At 73.2% G+C, this 18,110-nt stretch carries 12 protein-coding genes and 1 pseudogene; 10 read left to right on the top strand and 3 right to left on the bottom strand.

The window, feature by feature from the left end; genetic code table 11:
• A partial coding sequence (locus ACWEQL_RS33015; protein WP_452154055.1) for a LuxR C-terminal-related transcriptional regulator occupies positions 1–2,517 on the top strand: 2,517 nt, incomplete at its 5' end.
• A 171-nt stretch (positions 2,518–2,688) separates the two neighbouring features.
• Positions 2,689–3,114: a hypothetical protein gene (locus ACWEQL_RS33010; protein WP_452154054.1), complete on the top strand. Its 426-nt coding sequence runs from the start codon at positions 2,689–2,691 to the stop codon at positions 3,112–3,114.
• An 18-nt stretch (positions 3,115–3,132) separates the two neighbouring features.
• Here the strand turns inward: ACWEQL_RS33010 and ACWEQL_RS33005 are convergent, their stop codons facing one another.
• Positions 3,133–4,140, bottom strand: a complete 1,008-nt coding sequence (locus tag ACWEQL_RS33005) for a Gfo/Idh/MocA family protein (protein WP_452154053.1) — start codon at positions 4,138–4,140, stop codon at positions 3,133–3,135.
• A gap of 503 nt (positions 4,141–4,643) precedes the next feature.
• On the opposite strand from ACWEQL_RS33005, the gene ACWEQL_RS33000 reads away from it, so the two are divergent.
• The gene (locus tag ACWEQL_RS33000; protein ID WP_452154052.1) at positions 4,644–6,449 is read left to right on the top strand and encodes an alpha/beta fold hydrolase; all 1,806 of its coding nucleotides are present in this window, start codon (positions 4,644–4,646) and stop codon (positions 6,447–6,449) included.
• 169 nt (positions 6,450–6,618) lie between these two features.
• On the opposite strand, the gene ACWEQL_RS32995 is transcribed toward ACWEQL_RS33000, so the two are convergent.
• Positions 6,619–7,761: a substrate-binding domain-containing protein gene (locus ACWEQL_RS32995; RefSeq protein WP_452154051.1), complete on the bottom strand. Its 1,143-nt coding sequence runs from the start codon at positions 7,759–7,761 to the stop codon at positions 6,619–6,621.
• Between the two features lie 201 nt (positions 7,762–7,962).
• Positions 7,963–9,312, bottom strand: a complete 1,350-nt coding sequence (locus tag ACWEQL_RS32990) for a BNR-4 repeat-containing protein (protein WP_452154050.1) — start codon at positions 9,310–9,312, stop codon at positions 7,963–7,965.
• Positions 9,313–10,096: 784 nt separating this feature from the next.
• Between ACWEQL_RS32990 and ACWEQL_RS32985 the strand changes: the two genes are divergently transcribed.
• From ACWEQL_RS32985 to ACWEQL_RS32955, 7 genes and pseudogenes are all read left to right on the top strand, one after another.
• On the top strand, positions 10,097–11,110 hold the full coding sequence (locus ACWEQL_RS32985; RefSeq protein ID WP_452154049.1) for a hydroxyacid dehydrogenase: 1,014 nt from the start codon (positions 10,097–10,099) through the stop codon (positions 11,108–11,110).
• Complete coding sequence (locus ACWEQL_RS32980; protein ID WP_452154048.1) at positions 11,107–13,083, top strand: DUF2264 domain-containing protein; 1,977 nt, start codon at positions 11,107–11,109, stop codon at positions 13,081–13,083. Before ACWEQL_RS32985 ends, ACWEQL_RS32980 begins: the two co-directional genes overlap by 4 nt.
• Before the next feature lie 160 nt (positions 13,084–13,243).
• Complete coding sequence (locus ACWEQL_RS32975) at positions 13,244–14,518, top strand: ABC transporter substrate-binding protein (protein WP_452154047.1); 1,275 nt, start codon at positions 13,244–13,246, stop codon at positions 14,516–14,518.
• Between the two features lie 56 nt (positions 14,519–14,574).
• Positions 14,575–15,510 (top strand): carbohydrate ABC transporter permease, encoded by a 936-nt coding sequence (locus ACWEQL_RS32970; protein WP_452154046.1) that lies wholly within the window; start codon positions 14,575–14,577, stop codon positions 15,508–15,510.
• Complete coding sequence (locus ACWEQL_RS32965; protein ID WP_452154045.1) at positions 15,507–16,367, top strand: carbohydrate ABC transporter permease; 861 nt, start codon at positions 15,507–15,509, stop codon at positions 16,365–16,367. The genes ACWEQL_RS32970 and ACWEQL_RS32965 overlap by 4 nt, the downstream gene beginning before the upstream one ends.
• A gap of 6 nt (positions 16,368–16,373) precedes the next feature.
• Entirely contained in the window at positions 16,374–17,057 is a 684-nt protein-coding gene (locus ACWEQL_RS32960) for a hypothetical protein (RefSeq protein ID WP_452154044.1), read from the top strand.
• 22 nt (positions 17,058–17,079) lie between these two features.
• Positions 17,080–18,110, top strand: a pseudogene (locus tag ACWEQL_RS32955) (heparinase); the annotation flags it as partial.

The following is an 18,110-nucleotide window of genomic DNA, read 5'->3' as shown; positions in this document are numbered from 1 at the left end:
CCGCTGCTGCCCGACCTCGCCGACCGGCTGCCGGCCGCCCCGCCGCAGCCGCCCGGGCAGCCGGCCCCGCGCCAGCTGGTCGCCCAGGGCGTGCGGACCCTGCTGGCCGCGATCGCCCCCGCGGTCCTGGTGGTCGAGGACGTGCAGTGGGCCGACGAGGCCACCCGGGAGCTGCTCCTGCTGCTGGGCCGGGACCTGCCCGCCGACACCGCGCTGGTGCTGACCTACCGGGCCGAGGACGTTCCCGGCCGCGCGCCGGTCCTCGGCGCCGCCTTCCGCCGTCCGCCCGGCACCAGTGGCGCCGAGATCGCGCTCCACCGCCTCGGCGTCGACGACCTGCGGACGATGGCCCGCTCGGTGCTGGGCGAAGCGGCGACCCCGGCGCTGGTGCACACCCTGGCCCGGCGCAGCGAGGGGCTGCCGCTGGTCATCGAGGAGGACCTGATCACCCTCGACGGCCGGCCCGACGGTTCCGTGCTCGGCGTCCCGCGCAGCCTGCGGGAGATCTTCGCGGAGCGCACCGACCGCCTGCCGCCGCCGGCCCTGGCCCTGGTGAACGCCGCCGCCGTCCTCGCCGTTCCGGCGGGGGAGCGTGTGCTGGCCGCCTGCGCCGGGCTGGACCCGGCCGCCGCCGGGGACGCCCTGCTCGCCGCGCTGTCGGCCTCGGTGCTGCGCGAACACGGCCCGGACAGCTACGGCTTCGCCCATGTGCTCGCCCGGCAGGCGCAGTACGACAACCTGCCGGGGCCGGTGCGCCAGCAGCTCCACCGGCGGGCCCTCGACGTGCTGCGGGCGCTGCCCGAGCCGCCGCTCGTCCGGATCGCCCACCACGCCCGCGCCCTCGGGGACACCGGGGCCTGGCTGGAGCACGCGATGGCCGCCGCCGACCAGGCCGTGTCGGTGGGCGACCAGGGCACCGCGGCGGCCCTGCTGCACGAGATCCTGGAGGAGCCGCGGCTGCCCGCCGACCTGCACGCCCGGGCCGCGCTCTCGCTCGCCCGGATCGCCTGGGACGCCACCGAGTACACCCGGACGATCGCCACCCTGCGCCGGATCGTGGCCGGCCCGGGTCTGCCGGTGGCCGCGCGCGGCGAGATCCGGCTCGACCTGGGGCTGATGCTGCTCAACCAGGCCGCCGACCCCGCCGGTGAGGCGGAGATCGAGCGGGCCGTCGAGGAACTGGAGGGGCACCGGCCGGAACAGGCCGCCCGCGCCATGTCGGTGCTCGCCATGTGGGAGACCAGCCGGTTCTCCGCCGCCGAGCAGCGCGCCTGGCTGGAGCGCGCCGAGGCCACCATCGCGGACAGTCCCGACCGGGCCGCACGGGCCTCGGTCGCGGCCAACCGGATCACCGTGCTGGCCGCGCAGGGCCGCCCCGAGGCGCCCGGCCTGCTCGCCGCGCTGCCCCGCGCCGACGACGACCCGGAGGTGGTCCGGCACACCGCCCGGGCCCTGGCCAACGCCGCCGAGATCGGGCTCTGCCTGGGCCAGGACGCCCGTGCGGCCGTTCACTGCGGGGAGGCGCTGGCGCTGGCCCGGCGCCACCACGCGCACGCGCTGATCGTGCACTGCCGCTCGTACGAGCTGCTGCTGTCCTGGTTCGCCGGTGGGTGGGCCGGCTGGGACGAGCGCTACGCGGCCTTCCTCGGCGACTACGTCGACGAGCCGCTCGCCGTCGACGACCTGCTCGCCACCGTGGAGGGCGCCACGGCGGTGGCCCGTGGCCGGGTCTCCCGGGCGGTGGACCGGTTCGGCCGGGTGCTGGCCCGGGACGCCGCGCGCAAGAACGTCAACGCCCTGGGCGCGGCGGCCGGTCTGGCCCGGATCCAGCTCTCCCGCGGCGACGCGGACGCGGCCTGGCGGACGGTGGCGGACTACCTGGAGCTGGCGCCGCGCAAGGAGGCGTGGGTGTACGCGCTGGACCTCGTCCCGGCGGCCGTGGAGATCGCCCTGCACCGGGGCGAGCGGGCGGTGGCCGAGGACCTGGCCGGCGGGCACCGGGACGGCACCGAGGGCCTGGACGCGCCCGGGGCGGTCGCAGAGCAGCACCTGTGCCGGGGCCTGCTCGCCGCGGCCGGCGAACCGGAGCGCGCGGCGGAGGAGTTCGACCGGGCGCGGGCGCACTGGGCCGGGATCGGCCGGCCGTACCACGCGGCGCTCGCCGCCGAGCGGGTCGCGCAGGCGCTGGCCGGCGTCCGGCCCGCCGACGCGGTGGCCCGGGTCGCCGAGGTGGCCGAGGTGTACGACCGGCTGGGCGCGACCACCGATGCCGCCCGCTGCCGCCACCTGTTGCGCGGTCTGGGGCAGGAGCGCCCGCCCTCCCGGGGCCGGGCCGGGTACGGCGACGAGCTGTCGCCCCGGGAGCAGGAGGTCGCCCGGCTGCTGGGTGACGGCGCGAGCAACAAGGACATCGCCGCCGCGCTCTTCCTCTCGCCCCGTACGGTGGAGCAGCATGTGGCGAAGGTGCTGCGGAAGCTGGGCACGACCCGCGAGGGGATGCGCGGCACCCTGGCGTGAGGCACCCGGCGGGGAGTTCTCGGGGTGGTCGCACGGAGTGGCCGGTGGCCCGGTGTCGGTGACCGAGGGTGTACGTAGGTAGGGGTCCGCATTGATTACCTACCGATGCGGGCGGTGTCCTGGAGGTGTCGCAGCAACCGGCGCGGCCCCGAGACCAGGCAGGTGGCAGAGATGTTCGCATTCGACCGGAGCAACGGAGCCGGGCCGGCTCCGCGGACGGCCATCTACCTCCGCTCGTACCCCTTCGACACGACCGGGATGGAGTGCCACCGCCGGGCGCTGGAGGACCTCGCCATGGCGGCCGGACTGCCCGAGCCGGTGATGTTCCTGGACAACGGTCTGCGCGCCTCGGACGGTCTGCCGGCCCGGGACGCCCTGCTGCGGGCCGTCGCCGCGGGTCTGGTCGACACCCTGCTGGTCCCCGGGCCGTACGTGTTCGGCCTGGACGACGCCGAGGCCGGCGCGGTCGTCGGGGAACTGGAGCGGCACGGCTGCCGCGTGGTCCAGCTGCCCTCCCGCCGTGACCGCGGCCGTATCCGCGGTCGGGGCCACGGCCACCCGGTGGAGCGGCCCGAGAGCCTCGCGGCGGCGGCCTGAGGGTGCTGCCCGGCCCGTTCACCCGCGGTCGTCGTGCGGGTACCGCAGGCCGATCCGTTCCCGGACGGTGTCGAGGGTGCGGAGGACCGCGAGCGTGCCGTCCAAGGGCACCAGGGGCGACTCGGTCCATCCGGCCCGCAGGCAGCGCATCACCTCGGCGGCCTCCGGGCCGTAACCGTGCCCGAGGGCGGGCGGGGCGGGGAAGCGGATCGGCTCGGAGCCCTCACGGTGGAGGACGATCGCCTCCGGGTTGAACAGGTTCGCCGGGATCTCGATGCGTCCGTGGGTGCCGTGGACGACGGCGCTCTGGCTCAGTGTGGCGGCGAAGGAGCAGGTCAGCGATGCGGTGGCCCCGCCGGGGTGGCCGAGCAGGACGCTGGTGTGCTCGTCCACGCCCTCGGGCGTCAGCAGGGCCTGCGCGTCGACCCGGTCCGGATCACCGAGCAGGAACCGGGCCAGCGCGACGAGGTAGACGCCGGCGTCGAGCAGGGCGCCGCCGCCCGCGGCGGGGTCCCGGAGCCGGTGCCCCCGGTCGACCTCGGCACGCCAGCCGAGGTGGGCGTGGAGCGAGCGGACCTCGCCGATCGCGCCGTCGGCGAGCAGTTCGGCGGCCTTGCGTATCGCGGGGTTGAGGAGCGTCCACATCGCCTCCATCAGGAACGTGCCGCGCACGCGGGCGAGCGCGACGAGCTCCTGCGCCTGCGCGCCGTTCACCGTGAGGGGCTTCTCGCACAGCACGGGCCGGCCGGCGTCCAGCAGCAGGGCGACCGCCGGATGGTGGTGCCCGTGCGGCGTGGCGACGTAGACCACGTCCACGTCCGGATCGTCGGCCAGGTCCTGCCACGATCCGTGGGCCCGCGGGATCCCGTGCCGGGCGGCGAAGGCGCGGGCCGTCCCGGCGTCGCGTGAGGCGACGGCCGCGACCACCGCGCCGGGGGTCAGGCGCAGGTCCTCGGTGAAGGCGGTGGCGATACCGCCGGTGGCCAGGATGCCCCAGCGGATGGGGCGTTCATCGGCCGGGCCCATGGATAACCGCCTCTTGTCTAGACCAGTACGACGTGGCGGGCAGTACGGTACGGGAGGCTCCCCTTCCGGGCAACCGTCGGGCGCCCCCTTTTTCGGCGTCCGGCCCGGTGCGCGGCCGGAGCGGGTGGCCCGGACTCATGGCGAGCATGCGGCGGTGAAGACGGCCAGGCGGCCGGGCGGGCGTCGCGCATCGGCCGGCCGCCGCGGATGGCGTCGGTGATCTCGGCGGGCACGTCGTTCCGGTGGGCGAGCGTGCTGTGCGCGGTGGCGCAGTAGGTGCAGAGGACTGTGCGGACGCCGTTCGTGGAGCATGCGCTCCGGAATTGTGCGGGCGGAGCGGTGGGGCGCCGAGTTCCGGAGTGCGTAGCGCAGGTGGGGCGCGCGAGAGTTCGCATCACAACAGCATCACCGGTTCCGGTGCATGTTGATGGCGTATCAGCTTGGTCCCCCCTGCTCTGATCATGATGCCGATCGGCATCCGTTCACAGAGAAGGTGGTTCCGAATGACCAGTGACCCGACTCCGTCGGTCACCGAAGCGATGCTCACCGACATCGCCACCAACGGCGTCTGGGGCCCGGGCCACAGCGTCAATCAGGCCGTCGTCGACGTGTCCCGGGCGCTGCTCACCTCTCTTCAGGGCGAGGAGGGCGTCGAGCTCCCGCCGGAGCTCTCGGAGCTGGTGGCCGAGGTTCAGCGGATCGCCACGTGCGCACTTCCCCGCATCGTCACGCACGACGGCACCCGGCTGTCGGCGTTCAGCATCAAGCTGAAGGACGACGCCCCGCACCCCGTGGTGATCGTGCCCGCCGGCTGGAACCCGTACGGCTGGCTGCCCTTCCTCTACGCGTACCTCAAGCTGGCGCAGCGCGGCTACCACGTGCTCGCCTACTCGCCGCGCGGCATCGGCATCGCGGGCTGGCCGTCGACCTCCGAGGGTTTCGTCGACGTGGCCGGGCCCAACGACTGGGCCGACGGCTCGTCCGTGATCGACTACGCGCAGCAGTCCCTCGAACCCAGCCGGATCGGCTTCCTCGGCGAGTCCTACGGCTCCGGGATCAGCCAGTTGGTCGCCGCGCACGACCCGGCCGGCCGGGTCGACGCCGTGGTCGCGCTGAGCACCTGGGGGAACCTCGCCACCAGTCTGTACAACAACGGCACCCGGCACCTGGAGGCCGTGCAGGCGCTGATCGACTTCACCGGCGGCCCGCTGGAGGAGAAGTTCGACGAGGGGACCCAGCAGTTCCTCAAGGACTTCCTGAGCGGCCGGAACCTCGACGAGGTGGTCGCGTGGGGCACCGAGCGCTCCCCGGAGATGTACGTCGACCAGACGAACGCGCGGGGCATCCCGACGTTCATCTCGAACACGTGGCACGAGACGCTGTTCCCGGTCAACCCGGTACTCGACCTCTTCGAGCGGCTCACCGTGCCGAAGCGGCTGAACCTGTGGATCGGCGACCACGGCGCCCCCGAGGGCCCCGGCCTGGCCGGGCTGGTGCTCGGGGCGCCGTTCCCCGGGCTGGCGGTGCCGACGCGGGAGGCCTACGAGTGGCTGGACCACCATCTGCTCGGCGTCGCCAACGACGTGCCGAACTGGCCTGCGGTGAACAGCCAGAGCATGTTCACCTACCAGACGGTCGCCATCCCGGGCGGCACCAAGCTGATCACCGTCCCGGCGCGCCGCGAGGCGTACGCGTCCTGGCACGAGGTCACCACCGGCAGCGAGGCCTGGTACCTCACCGGTGCAAACGACACCGGTGACGGCACGCTCACCGACAAGCCGACCGTCGGGTGGTCGCGGGACTTCGAGGCCGGCGCCCTGACCTCCTCCGTCGCGGGCGAGCTGCTCAAGGCCGGGCAGCGGGAGTGGTTCGGCAACCCCACGACGTACAGGCTCGCGGACTTCGAGCGCGGTCAGCTGCTGGTCTGGTCGACCGACCCGCTGACCGGCTCCGGTGAGGTGGCCCGCCGGATCCGGGGCGCGGCCACCGTGCGGCTCACCGTGCGCAGCAGCGTCGACGCCGCCACCTTGGTCGCCTACCTGTACGACGTCGCCCCGGACGGCACCGCCCGGATCATCACCCACGAGCCGTACACGGCCACCGACCTGACCCCGAAGGTCAACACCGGCATCGCCTGGCTCCTCCAGGCCGCCTCCTACGACCTGCCGACCGGCCACCGGCTCGCCCTGGTGGTCAACAGCCGTGACCCGCTGTACTCCTACGCGGGCTCCGACCTCCCCGCCCTCACCACCACCACGGTCAGCTCCGTGAGCGGGAGCGAGGCCCGGCTGGAGCTGCCGCTGGGCTGACGGCTCCAGGGGCCCATGCCCGTACGGCAGCCCGCCGGTCGGTGTGCGGCGGGCTGCCGTACGGGTGTCGCCGTGGCCGACCGCCTGCCCGCCACGGCCCGGCACCGGCAGCCCCGCACGGTCCCGCCCCGGGCCGCTCCCGCCCGGCCCCGCCCGAGGTCGCGCCCCGCTAGCGAGGCGCCGTGCGGGCCGCCGTGCTGGAGTCCCGGATCACCAGGCGCGGGCTGATCCGGATCCGGTGGACCGGACGGTCCGCGCCCTCCTGCATCCGCTCCGCGAGCAGCTGGACGGCGGTCCGGCCGAGGTCGGTCTTGGCCGGGCGGACCGCCGTCAGCGCGGGGTCGGCCAGACCGGCGACCTCGTCGTCGTACGCGACCACCGCGAGGTCGCCCGGCACGTCGATGCCGCGTTCCTGGCAGCGGGCCACCAGGGAGATCGCCTCCCGGTCGGAGTGCACCAGGACCGCCTTGACGCCTGCGGCCAGGCAGGTGTCGAGGTAGGCGTCGAGCTGGACGTGCCAGTCCGGATCGCGGTGGTCGCAGGTGATCGCCTCCGGGCTGCCGTCGAGGTCGAGTCCGATCCCGGCCGCCGTCTCGTGCCAGCCGCGGCGCACCGCCGGGGTGGTCGGGCTGGTCGCGGAGGCCAGGAAGCCGATCCGGCGATGGCCCTCGGAGGCCAGGTGCCGAACGGCCAGGCCCGCACCGAACGTGTGGTCGGTGGAGACGGACTCCATGTGCTCGGCGAAGGCCCCGAAGGTCGCGGTGCGCTCGACGAGCACGACCGGCACCGGCAGCCCGGCCAGCCATTCGATCAACCCGGCCGCCTCCGCACCGGTCGTGGGGGGTGCGATGAGCAAACCCTCGATACCCGCGGTCTCCATCAGCCAGGCCGTCTGCCGCCGTACGTCGTCCACGTCGTCGTAGGAGGAACCGCGCAGCACGATGCGCACACCGGCGTCCGGGGCCGCGTCGCGGGCGCCGCGGATGATCTGCGGCCAGTAGTAGTCCAGCGACGGGACGACCATGCCGACCGACGGCCGGACGGCCTCGTCGGGAGCGGCGGAGCCCGCGTCCTCGGCGGCGGCCACGACCGGCGCCGGCGCCACGGTGCGGCGGGGCAGGCGGATCCCGCCGTGGACGCGCTCGACCACGCCCTCGTCCGCCAGCTGTGCGACGTCACGGCGGATGGTCACCGGGCTGACGCCCAGCGCCCGGGCGATGTCGGCCACCCGCAGGGTGCCGTGCTCCCGCAGCTCCTTCAGCACGCTCTCCCGGCGCTGTGCCGGCAGCAGCGGCGATTCGGGCTCGGTCACAGCGCCTCCACACTCGTTCCTGGTCACGTCCCCCGGTCAGGGGCCGCCTCCGATTGTCCCGGGCGCGTCGGGGTGTGCGGTCCTGGAGCCCCGTAATCCCCCGCGTCCGCTTCGATCATAATCGATCACCTTCGATCTGTGGGATGTGAACGGCAGGTCGCCGACGCGCTTCGACACGCGACCGGCGACCTGGCCGGTGGGTCAGCGCTTGACGGCGAAGACGGGCCACTTGCCGCTGTAGTCGGACGTCCGGGTGTCGTAGTCGACCATGGTGCCCATGATGCTGATCGAGTTGCGGCTCTCGATGTAGTCGGCGTGGTCGATGCGGTCGGCGTTGGTGCCGGCCTTGTCGACGGCCAGGTCGAAGATCGGCGCGAGGGTGGTGCCGCCGCGCAGCGCGGTGCTGGACAGGGTGGTGAAGTCCTCGTTGGCGTAGAGGAATTCGAAGTCGCCGCTGCCGGTCTTGACCATGTCGAAGAACTGGGCCGTGCCGGACTTGACGGTGCCGGTCTCCCAGGTGGTGCCGTTGAGCCGGCTCCAGCGGACGTTGCGCTGGCCGTTGAGGGCCTCGCCGTAGCCGACGTAGATCTGCCCGGAGTCGGTGGCCCAGACCTGGGAGTACTGGATCGGGTGGGTGGCGTAGAAGTCGCCGGAGGTGGCGGGTGCGGCGGCCTTGACCAGGTGGGCGGGGAGGTCGGCGAAGTTGACGGTGTTGCCGGCGTCCTGTCCGGCGGCGTTGGACATCCGGCCGGTGGTGGGGTCGTAGACGCTGACGTAGAGGTCCTTGCCCTGCTTGGCGTGGCCGTTGGGGCCGCCCCACAGGGTGTAGCTGATGTAGATCCTGCCGTTGATCGGGGCGACGCCGAAGGCGTAGACCTCGTTGAACTTGTCGGCGGTCTTGCCGGTGTCGATGACCGTGGAGGCGGCGGACCAGGTGTCGCCGTTGTCGGCGGAGCTCATCACCTTGTAGCTGCGGTAGGGGTAGTTGACGTCGTCGTTGCGGGAGTAGAAGAAGTAGAGCTTGTCGCCGACGACCACCGGCATGGGGTAGTCGTTCCAGTCGCCGCTGATCTGCTTGGTGGTCCAGGTGCCGTCCGCGGAGTGGGCGGTGGGGGCGGTGGCCATGTACGAGGCGACGGAGTGCTTGTTGAAGAACACCGCGAGCCTGCCGTTGGGGAGCAGCACCAGCGTCGAGTAGTTGTGGTAGTCGAACTGGCCGGTCTGGTTCTGGGCCTTGACCAGGACCGGGGTCTCCCACGTGCTGGTCGCGTGGTCGTAGGCGCGGACGTACACGTCCATCTTCGGGCCGTTGTAGGTGATGAACGTCTTGTTCGAGGTGGCGTCGTAGAGGCCGCCGCCGAAGGAGCGGCGGCACTGGAACGTCGCGTCGGTGCTGAGCACGTCGAACGAGGGCGTCGCGGTGGTGGCGGCCGTCGCGGTGGGGGCGGAGGCCGCGGGGAGCGCGACGGCGCCGGCGGCGAGGGTGAACACGGCCGCGAACAGCGCGGTGCGGCGGCGGAGGGGGGTTCCGGGAATGCCGGTTCGGGACATGGGACTCTCCTGGAGCGAAGCGGGTGGGGCCGCAGAAGGGGTGTCGGCGAACACCGCGGGTGGCGCATCCGGTTCAGAGGTACGTCCGTCACCCTGAACGATCGATCAGAAGCGAACACCGGCCGACGAGTAGCTGAATGACACTCGCGTTTCGGGGGCGTGTCAAGGGGTTGCGCACACTCTCTTCGGCCGGCGCGGCGGTCGGCCCGCGGGGGCGGCGACACTTCGTATCCGTGCAGATCAGAGGCTGATCGCCGGCTCCACGGGGCCGGTACGCACGCTTTACCTACCGATTGATCCCATCGACGCCCAACCGTGCCGAGCCAGGCCTCCCGGGCATCGTCCGTCCATGGACGAATGGACTGCACAGGCCCCGCAGAGCCGGGCGGCGGGGGGCCTTCGGCATCGGAGCGGGCCCGGAGACCGGCATCGCGTTCCGGTGCCGAAGGCCGGAACGGGCCCGCGGGTTCAAGGAGTTCGAAGATGTTCGCTCGCAACTGCGGCGTCGGTCGGCGGCACGTCGGCGGCGCCGTGCCGCGCTCCTCCCGGGGGCCGCCGTCCTCGGCGCGTGCGGCTGCGGCCCGTCCGAAGCCCCGCGCGGGCCGATCGGCCGTTTCGATCAGAAGCGTTCACTCTCGATCTACACGCATTGCGTTACGAACCGGAAACGAGGGCTTGTGTCGGGCCCTCGTCGTGCGGTCTACTCCCTGCCAGCGATCGAACGAACAGAAACACACACTTTCGCTCGCTCGGATCGTCGGACACCAGGGAAGGATCAGAGCGCATGCGCCATCGTCCGCAAGCACTGCTCGTGATGCGGCGCGACACGTACCGGGTCCAGTTCGGGCCCGACCAGCTGCACCGGCTGCGGTCGCTGGCCGAGCTCGGCGACCCGGTCCGGGCCGACGACCTCGACGATCCGCGCACCCGGGCCCGCCTCGCGCAGGCCGAGGTGCTGCTCACCTCGTGGGGCTGCCCGCAACTCACCGCCGAACGGCTGGACGCCGCACCGCAGCTGCGGGCCGTCCTCCACTGCGCCGGCAGCGTACGGCCGATCGCCTCCGACGCCCTGTGGCGGCGGGACGTCCTGGTCACCAGCGCCGCCGGGGCCAACGCGACCCCCGTGGCCGAGTACACCTTCGCCGCGATCATCTTCGCCGGCAAGAAGGCCCACCCCCTCGCGGCACGCTCACGCCTGGAGCCCGCCGGCTGGAACGCCGTCGGCCACCGCGAGGACCTGACCAACTACGGCCGCACCGTGGGGATCGTCGGGTTCTCCCGGATCGGGCGCCGCGTCGTCGACCTGCTGCGCACGCTCGACACCGCGGAGGTGCTCGTCAGCGACCCGTACGCCGACCCCGCCGCCGTCGCGGCCGCCGGCGGGCGGCTCGTGGAGCTCGACGACCTCCTGCGCCGCTCGGAGATCCTCTCCCTGCACCTGCCCGCACTCCCCGAGACCCGGCACACGATCGGTGCCCGCGAACTGGCCCTGCTGCCGGACGGCGCCACCGTCATCAACACCGCCCGCGGCAGCGTCATCGACACCGGGGCCCTGGAACGCGAGTGCGCCACCGGCCGCCTCGACGCCATCCTCGACGTCACCGACCCCGAGCCGCTGCCCGCGGGCTCCCTTCTCGCGGCGCTGCCGAACGTGATGATCACCCCGCACATCGCCGGCTCGCTCGGCACCGAGACCCGCCGGATGAGCGACCAGGCGCTGGACGAACTGGAGCGCCTCCTGCGGGGCGACCCCCCGCTGGACGCCGTCACCCGCGAGGCCCTGGCGGTGAGCGCATGACCACCGAGCTCTCAACGGACCGCCCGGCCACGTCCCGTACGGGCGAGGACGTCCCGCCGTACACCGGCTGGACGCGCACCGACGTCGCGGCGCTCGGCGACCGCCTGCTCCTCGCCGCCCGGCGGCACGCCTCCCCTGCCCATGCGCTGATCACCCCGCCCGGCCTCCCGGGCGGCTACGGCACGGCGGTGGACGGACTGGAGGGTTTCGCCCGGACCTTCCTGCTGGCCGGCTTCCGGGTGGCGGGGGAGCGCGGCCGCGACCCGCTCGGCCTGCTGGAGCACTACGCGCGCGGCATCGCCGTCGGCACCGATCCCGCCTCGCCCGAGCGCTGGGTGACACCCCGCGAGCACGCCCAGGCGAAGGTCGAGGCGGCGTCGATCGCCCTCGTCCTCGATCTCACCCGGCCGTGGCTCTGGGACCACCTCGGCGCCGGGGTGCAGGAGCGGGTCGTGGCCTACCTGGCCCAGGTGGTCGGCGACACCGGCTACCCGCGCACCAACTGGGTCTGGTTCCGCATCGTCGTCGAGCAGTTCCTCGCCTCCGTCGGCGGCCCGTGGTCACGGGAGGACATGGAGTGCGACCTCGCCGCGCACGAGTCCTTCGCCCGCCCGGGCGGCTGGTACCGCGACGGCGCGGAGCGCAGCTACGACCACTACAACGGCTGGGCCCTGCACCTGTACCCGGTCCTCTGGAGCCGGATGACGGGCGCGCAGGAGCTCGCCGCCCCCCGCCTGCCCAGGTACACCGAACGCCTCGACCGCTTCCTGCTCGACGCCGTCCGCCTCGTCGGCGCCGACGGGTCACCGCTCATCCAGGGACGCAGCCTCACCTACCGGTTCGCCGCCGCGGCCCCGTTCTGGACCGGCGCGTACGCCGGCACCACCGCACTGGCGCCCGGACTGCTGCGCCGCGCCGCGGTCGGGATCGTCAAGCACTTCGCCGACCACGGCGCCCCCGGCGCCGACGGACTGCTCACGCTGGGCTGGCACCACCCGTGGCGGCGCCTGGCCCAGCGCTACTCCGGCCCCGGCTCCCCGTACTGGGCGGCGAAGGGGCTGCTCGGCCTGGCCCTGCCCGCCGACCACCCGGTGTGGACGAGCACCGAGGAGCCGCTGCCCGTCGAGCAGTCCGACGGTACGGCGGTCGTCGCCGCCCCCGGCTGGGTGGTGAGCGCGACGCGCGCCGACGGCATCGTGCGCGTCCACAACCACGGCACCGACCACGCCCGCCCGGGCGACCGCACCGGCGACTCACCGCTCTACACGCGCCTGGCGTACTCGACCGCGACCGCCCCGCTGCTGTCCGACGAGGGCTGGGACGCACCGCTGGACCAGTCGGTCGTCCTGCTCGACGCCGAGGGCCGGGCCACCCACCGCACCGGCTTCGAGACGCTCGCCGTGACGCAGCCGAACGGCGCCGCCGCCCTCGCGTCCCGGGCACGCTGCCACTGGGTCGACCCCGACCGGACCGCCCCCGACCACGGCAGCGGACGGCCCGGGGTGGCCGTGGACGCCGCGACCCTCACGACCGTCTCCCTGGTGCGCGGGGCCTGGGAGGTGCGCTGCGTCCACGTCGATCCCGCCGACGCGCCGGGCTGGCCCGCCGTCGTCGCGCTGCGCATCGGAGGCTGGCCGGTCACCGCCGACCGGCCGCCCCTCGTACGGACCGAGGGCACGACCGCCAGCGCCGTCGCCGCGCACACCTCGACCACCGTCGGCCTGCTCGGCTGCACCGAGGCCGGCGTCGACCAGGCTCACGACGCCACCCCGCTGGGGGACCGGACGGCCACGCCCTGGCTCAGGACCCGCCCGCGGCCGGGGGAGTGGACCGTCGCCGCCCTCGCCCTCGGTGGCCGGCCGGACCCTCCGCCGCAGGCCGCGATCGTCGGCGCCCCCGCCGCACCGGCCGTCACGGTCACCTGGCCCGACGGCGTCACCACGGTCACGGCGCTGCCCGGCGCCACCACCTGACCCCCCCGCCACCACCACCTGACCCCCCGCCACGACCTTCTGACCCCCCGCCACGACCTTCTGACCCCACCGCGGAGCCGACACCCCACCGGCTCCGCCCACCACCCCACCGTCACCACCCCCGGACACCCACCCCCGGACCCGAGAAGGGAACACCCCCGTGAACAGAAGAAGGTTCCTCACGTTCTGCGCCGCGGCGACCGCCGCCGCCACCCTGGCCGCCTGCGGCTCCACCGCCTCCCCGTCCGACGCCGCCGACAACGGCCCCGTCGAACTCACCGTCAGCGTCTGGAACATGGCCACCACGCCGGAGTTCAAGGCCCTGTTCGACGCCTTCCACGCGGCGAACCCGAACATCACCGTCAAGCCGGTCGACATCCTCGCCGCCGACTACCCCACCAAGGTCACCACGATGCTGGCCGCCGGCGACACCACCGACGTCATCACCATGAAGAACGTCATCGACTACGCGCGCTACGCCGGCCGCGGCCAGCTCAAGGACCTCACCCCGCTCGCCACCTCGGGCAACGGCGCCGCACTCAGCGGCCTGGAGGCGTTCAAGCAGGACGGCGGGAAGTACTACGCGCTGCCCTACCGCCAGGACTTCTGGGTCCTGTACTACAACAAGAAGCTGTTCGACGCCGCGGGCAAGCCGTACCCGACCAACCTCACCTGGGACTCCTACGCCGAACTGGCGAAGTCGCTGACCTCCGGCTCCGGCCAGAGCAAGGTGTACGGCACTTACCACCACACCTGGCGCTCGGTCGTGCAGGCGGTCGCGGCCGCGCAGCGCGGCGGCGACCTGCTCGGCGCCGACTACGGCTTCCTCGCCGACCAGTACCGGACGGCGCTCGCGGTCCAGGACGCCGGGGCGACGATCGACTTCGGGACCGCCACCACCCAGAAGAGCGGCTACCAGTCGGTCTTCGAGAACAAGCAGGCCGCGATGCTGCCGATGGGCACCTGGTTCATCGCCAAGCTGCTGGCCGACAAGCAGGCCGGCACCACCGACGCCGACTGGGCGCTCGCGCCGCTGCCCCAGCGCTCCGGGGCCCCCGGCGTCACCACCTTCGGCTCACCGACCGCCTTCGCCGTCAACAAGAAGGCCAAGCACTCCGACGCCGCGCAGAAGTTCGTCAACTTCGCCACCGGACCGGACGGCGCCAAGGCCGTCGCCGCGATCGGCGTCGTGCCCGCGCTGCTGACCGACCAGACCCGGCAGGCCTACTTCGCCCTGCCCGGCATGCCCGCCGACGACACCTCCAGGAAGGCGCTCACCCCGGACAAGGTCGCGCTGGAGATGCCGGTCGGCCCGAAGACCTCGCAGATCGACACGATCCTCAGCGAGGAGCACCAGTTGGTCATGACCAAGCAGAAGTCCGTCGACGCCGGGATCAAGGAGATGAACTCCCGCGTCAAGGGCGAGATCGGCTGAGAACCCCGCAGGTGGGCGGGCGGCAGGACGTCGCCCGCCCACCCGGAAGGACCCCCATGACAGACCTCATCACCGCCGCACCGGCGACCACGCCGGCCGGGCCCGTACCGTCCGGGCGCGGCCCCTCCCGGTGGCGCACCACGCTCGTCGGCTGGAGCTTCATCCTGCCGAACTTCCTCGGCTTCGTCCTGATCACCCTCGTCCCGGTGATCGCGGCACTGGCCCTGGCCTTCACCGACTGGGACTCCTACAACACGCCCCGGTGGATCGGGCTGGAGAACTTCCGCCACCTGCTGCGCGACGACTCCACCAAGGTCGCGCTCACCAACACCCTGTACTACGCGGCCGGGCACGTGCCGCTCACCGTGGCCGCCTCGCTCGGCCTGGCGCTGCTGCTCAACCGCAGGCTCGCGGGCGTCGCCTTCTTCCGCGCCGCCGCGTTCTTCCCGTACATCACCTCGATGGTCGCGGTCGCGATGGTGTGGAACATGCTCTTCAACCCGGCGTCCGGGCCGGTCAACCAGTTCCTGCACCTGCTCGGCGTCACCGACGCACCGGGCTGGACCACCAGCACCACCTGGGCGATGCCCGCAGTGATCATCACCAGCGCCTGGCGGGACATGGGCTACTACATGATCCTCTTCCTGGCCGGCCTCCAGGCCATCCCCAAGGAGCTGTACGAGGCCGCCGCGATGGACGGCGCGGGCGCCTGGCAGCGCTTCCGCACCGTCACCCTGCCCGGGCTCCGGCCGACGACCTTCCTGGTCCTCATCCTGCTGACCGTCCAGAGCTTCAAGATCTTCGACCTGGTCGTCGTCATGACCGGCGGCGGGCCCGGCCGCGCCACCCGCGTGCTGTCCCAGCAGATCTACCAGAAGGGCATCGTCGACGGGGAGTTCGGCTACGCCTCGGCGATCTCGGTGGTCCTGTTCCTGCTCGTCCTCGTCCTCACCCTCACCCAGTTCTGGTTCAACAAGCGGAGGGAATCATGACGACGACCACCCGCCCGGCACGGCGCCGGCACGCCGCGCCCGCCCTGGTCGGCCGCGCCGCCGCCTACGCACTGCTGCTCGCCGCCGCCGCGGCCGTCCTCGTCCCGTTCGCGTGGATGATCAGCGCCTCGCTCAAGCTCAACAACGAGGTCTTCACCGTCCCGATCCGATGGATCCCGGACACCTTCCGGTGGGGCAACTTCGCCGACATCTGGGACCGCATCCCGCTGACCACCTACCTGGGCAACACGGTCCTGCTCAGCACGGTCATCACCTTCCTCCAGGTGCTCACCGGCAGCTTCGCCGCGTACGGCTTCGCCAAGGTCCGTTTCCCCGGCCGCGACGCCCTGTTCTTCGCCTACATCGCGACGATCGCGCTGCCCTGGCAGGCCTACATGATCCCGCAGTACATCATGATGCAGAAGGCCGAACTGACCGACACCTACTGGTCGTTGATCCTGCTGCAGGCGTTCGGCGCGTTCGGCGTGTTCCTGATGCGCCAGTACTACCTGACCATCCCCGACGAGCTGTGCGAGGCCGCACGCGTCGACGGCCTGAGCGAGTACGGCATCTGGTGGCGGATCATCCTGCCGCTGTCCAGGCCGGCGCTCGCGAGCCTGGCGCTGCTCACCTTCGTGAACACCTGGAACGACTTCATGGGGCCGTTCATCTACCTCACCAGCAACGACCACTGGACGGTCCAGCTGGGCCTGCAGTCGTTCATCGGCCAGTTCGACGCCGACTACGCCATGATGATGACCGGCTCGGTCCTCTCCGTCCTGCCGATCCTGGCGATCTTCCTGCTCGGGCAGCGCTACTTCATCCAGGGCATCGCCACCTCCGGAATGAAGGGGTGAGCGGGCATGCCGGAGAAGCGCGCGCTGCCCTATGAGACCGTCTTCAGCACGGTCTACGCCGGACTGCGGGTCAACCTCTGCCTGGCCGTGGCGACCCTGCCCGTCGTCGCCGCGGCCGCCGTGACCGCGTCCCGGCCGGCTGCCTGGCCGCTGCTCGCCGCCCTGTCGGTGCTCTGCGGGCCGGCGCTCACCGGGGCCTTCGGCGCGTTCGAGGCCATGGGCGACGACCCGCAGCGAACGGGCCGCGCCTTCTGGCACGCCTACCGCACAGGCTTCACCCGCTCCGTCGCGACCGCCGCGGCCGGGGCCGCGGGAGTGGTGGTGCTGGCCGCCGACCTGCGCCTCGCCGTCGGTACGGCCTTCGGCCCGGTGACGCCGCTGCTCGTCCTGCTCCTCGCCCTGGTCGTGAGTGTGACGACGGCCGTCCTGGCAGCGGGCCGCCCGCTGCCGGGACGGCTGGTCCTCGCGGCCGCCTACCTGTCGCTGCGCCGGTGGTACCTGACCCTGGCCAACCTCGCGGTCCTCGGCACGCTCCTGGCGGTCATCGCCGTCCGCCCCGTCCCGGGCCTCCTGCTGCTGCCCGCACCCGCCCTGTACGTGCTGTGGGCGAACGCCCGCCACACACTCGCCCCGCTGACCGCCGGCCCGGTGACCGCCACCCCGGTGCCACGGGCCGGCACCCCGGTCTGACCCGCTGATCCCTAGGACCACCATGCCGCACACGACCCCCGGCAGCCCCGGCGCGCACCCGTCCTGCGCCGGGCTGCTCGCGGCCCCGGCCGCCTGCCTGCCCGTACCGCCGGCACACGACCGGACCGCCTGGTCGGCCGCCCACCTGGACCGGCCGACGCTCGACGCGCTGCGGGAGCGCGCCACGCACGACCTCACCACCCCCTGGCCGCTCCCGCTCGCGAGCGGCTTCGCCCGCTACGCCCGTGACGGGAACCGGGACGGCTACGAGAGCGCCGTGTTCACCCGCCAGCACCGGCTGAGCCGGGCCGCCGTGATGGCCGCCGTGACCCTCGACGCCCGCTGGCTCGACGAGGTGGCCGACGGTGTGACGCTGCTGTGCGAACAGAGCACCTGGTGCTGGCCGGCCCACGACGACACCTTCGGCCGCGGCGCCGTGGTGCCGGACGTCCACCGCCCCTTCCTGGACCTCGGGGCCGGGGAGGTCGCGGCCCAACTGGCCTGGATCGACCACCTGCTCGCCTGCCCGCTCGACGAGCGCTACCCCGGCCTGCGGGCCCGGATCCGCCACGAGGCCGACGTCAGGGTGCTGACCCCGTTCACCGCCCGCCGCGACTGGCACTGGCTCGGCCTCTCCGGCGACGTCCACAACTGGAGCGCCTGGATCCACGGCAACGTCCTCGTCGCGGCACTCGTCCTGATGCCCGACGGCGAACCGCGTACGCACGCCGTCGACCTCGCCGTCGCCGGGCTGGAGCACTACCTCGCGTCCATCCCGGCGGACGGCGCCATCGACGAGGGCTCCCTCTACTGGTGGCAGGGCGCCTGCCGGGCACTGGAGGCCCTGGACGTCCTGCACCACGCCACGGCGGGCGCGCTCGGCGGCGACCTGGGCGGAGCCGTGCGCGAGACGATCGCGTTCCCCCACCGCATGCACCTGGGCGGCGACTGGTACGTCAACGTCGCCGACGGCCCGGCCCGCGTCTCGCCCGAACAGCCCTGGGACGCCCTGCACCGCGCCGCCCGCCGCGCCGGTGACACCGCCGCCGAGGC

It is taken from the genome of Kitasatospora sp. NPDC004240 (assembly GCF_053603215.1).
Note: the sequence above shows the minus strand (reverse complement) of the source record. Positions and strands in the feature narration are given on the sequence as shown.

Excerpts from the sequence above, each read along its gene's own strand:
- ACWEQL_RS32990 (WP_452154050.1), bottom strand. The coding sequence starts at position 9,312 with ATGTCCCGAACCGGCATTCCCGGAACCCCCCTCCGCCGCCGCACCGCG.
- ACWEQL_RS32960 (WP_452154044.1), top strand. The coding sequence starts at position 16,374 with ATGCCGGAGAAGCGCGCGCTGCCCTATGAGACCGTCTTCAGCACGGTC.
- ACWEQL_RS33010 (WP_452154054.1), top strand. The coding sequence starts at position 2,689 with ATGTTCGCATTCGACCGGAGCAACGGAGCCGGGCCGGCTCCGCGGACG.
- ACWEQL_RS33005 (WP_452154053.1), bottom strand. The coding sequence starts at position 4,140 with ATGGGCCCGGCCGATGAACGCCCCATCCGCTGGGGCATCCTGGCCACC.
- ACWEQL_RS32980 (WP_452154048.1), top strand. The coding sequence starts at position 11,107 with ATGACCACCGAGCTCTCAACGGACCGCCCGGCCACGTCCCGTACGGGC.
- ACWEQL_RS33000 (WP_452154052.1), top strand. The coding sequence starts at position 4,644 with ATGACCAGTGACCCGACTCCGTCGGTCACCGAAGCGATGCTCACCGAC.
- ACWEQL_RS32970 (WP_452154046.1), top strand. The coding sequence starts at position 14,575 with ATGACAGACCTCATCACCGCCGCACCGGCGACCACGCCGGCCGGGCCC.
- ACWEQL_RS32965 (WP_452154045.1), top strand. The coding sequence starts at position 15,507 with ATGACGACGACCACCCGCCCGGCACGGCGCCGGCACGCCGCGCCCGCC.
- ACWEQL_RS32985 (WP_452154049.1), top strand. The coding sequence starts at position 10,097 with ATGCGCCATCGTCCGCAAGCACTGCTCGTGATGCGGCGCGACACGTAC.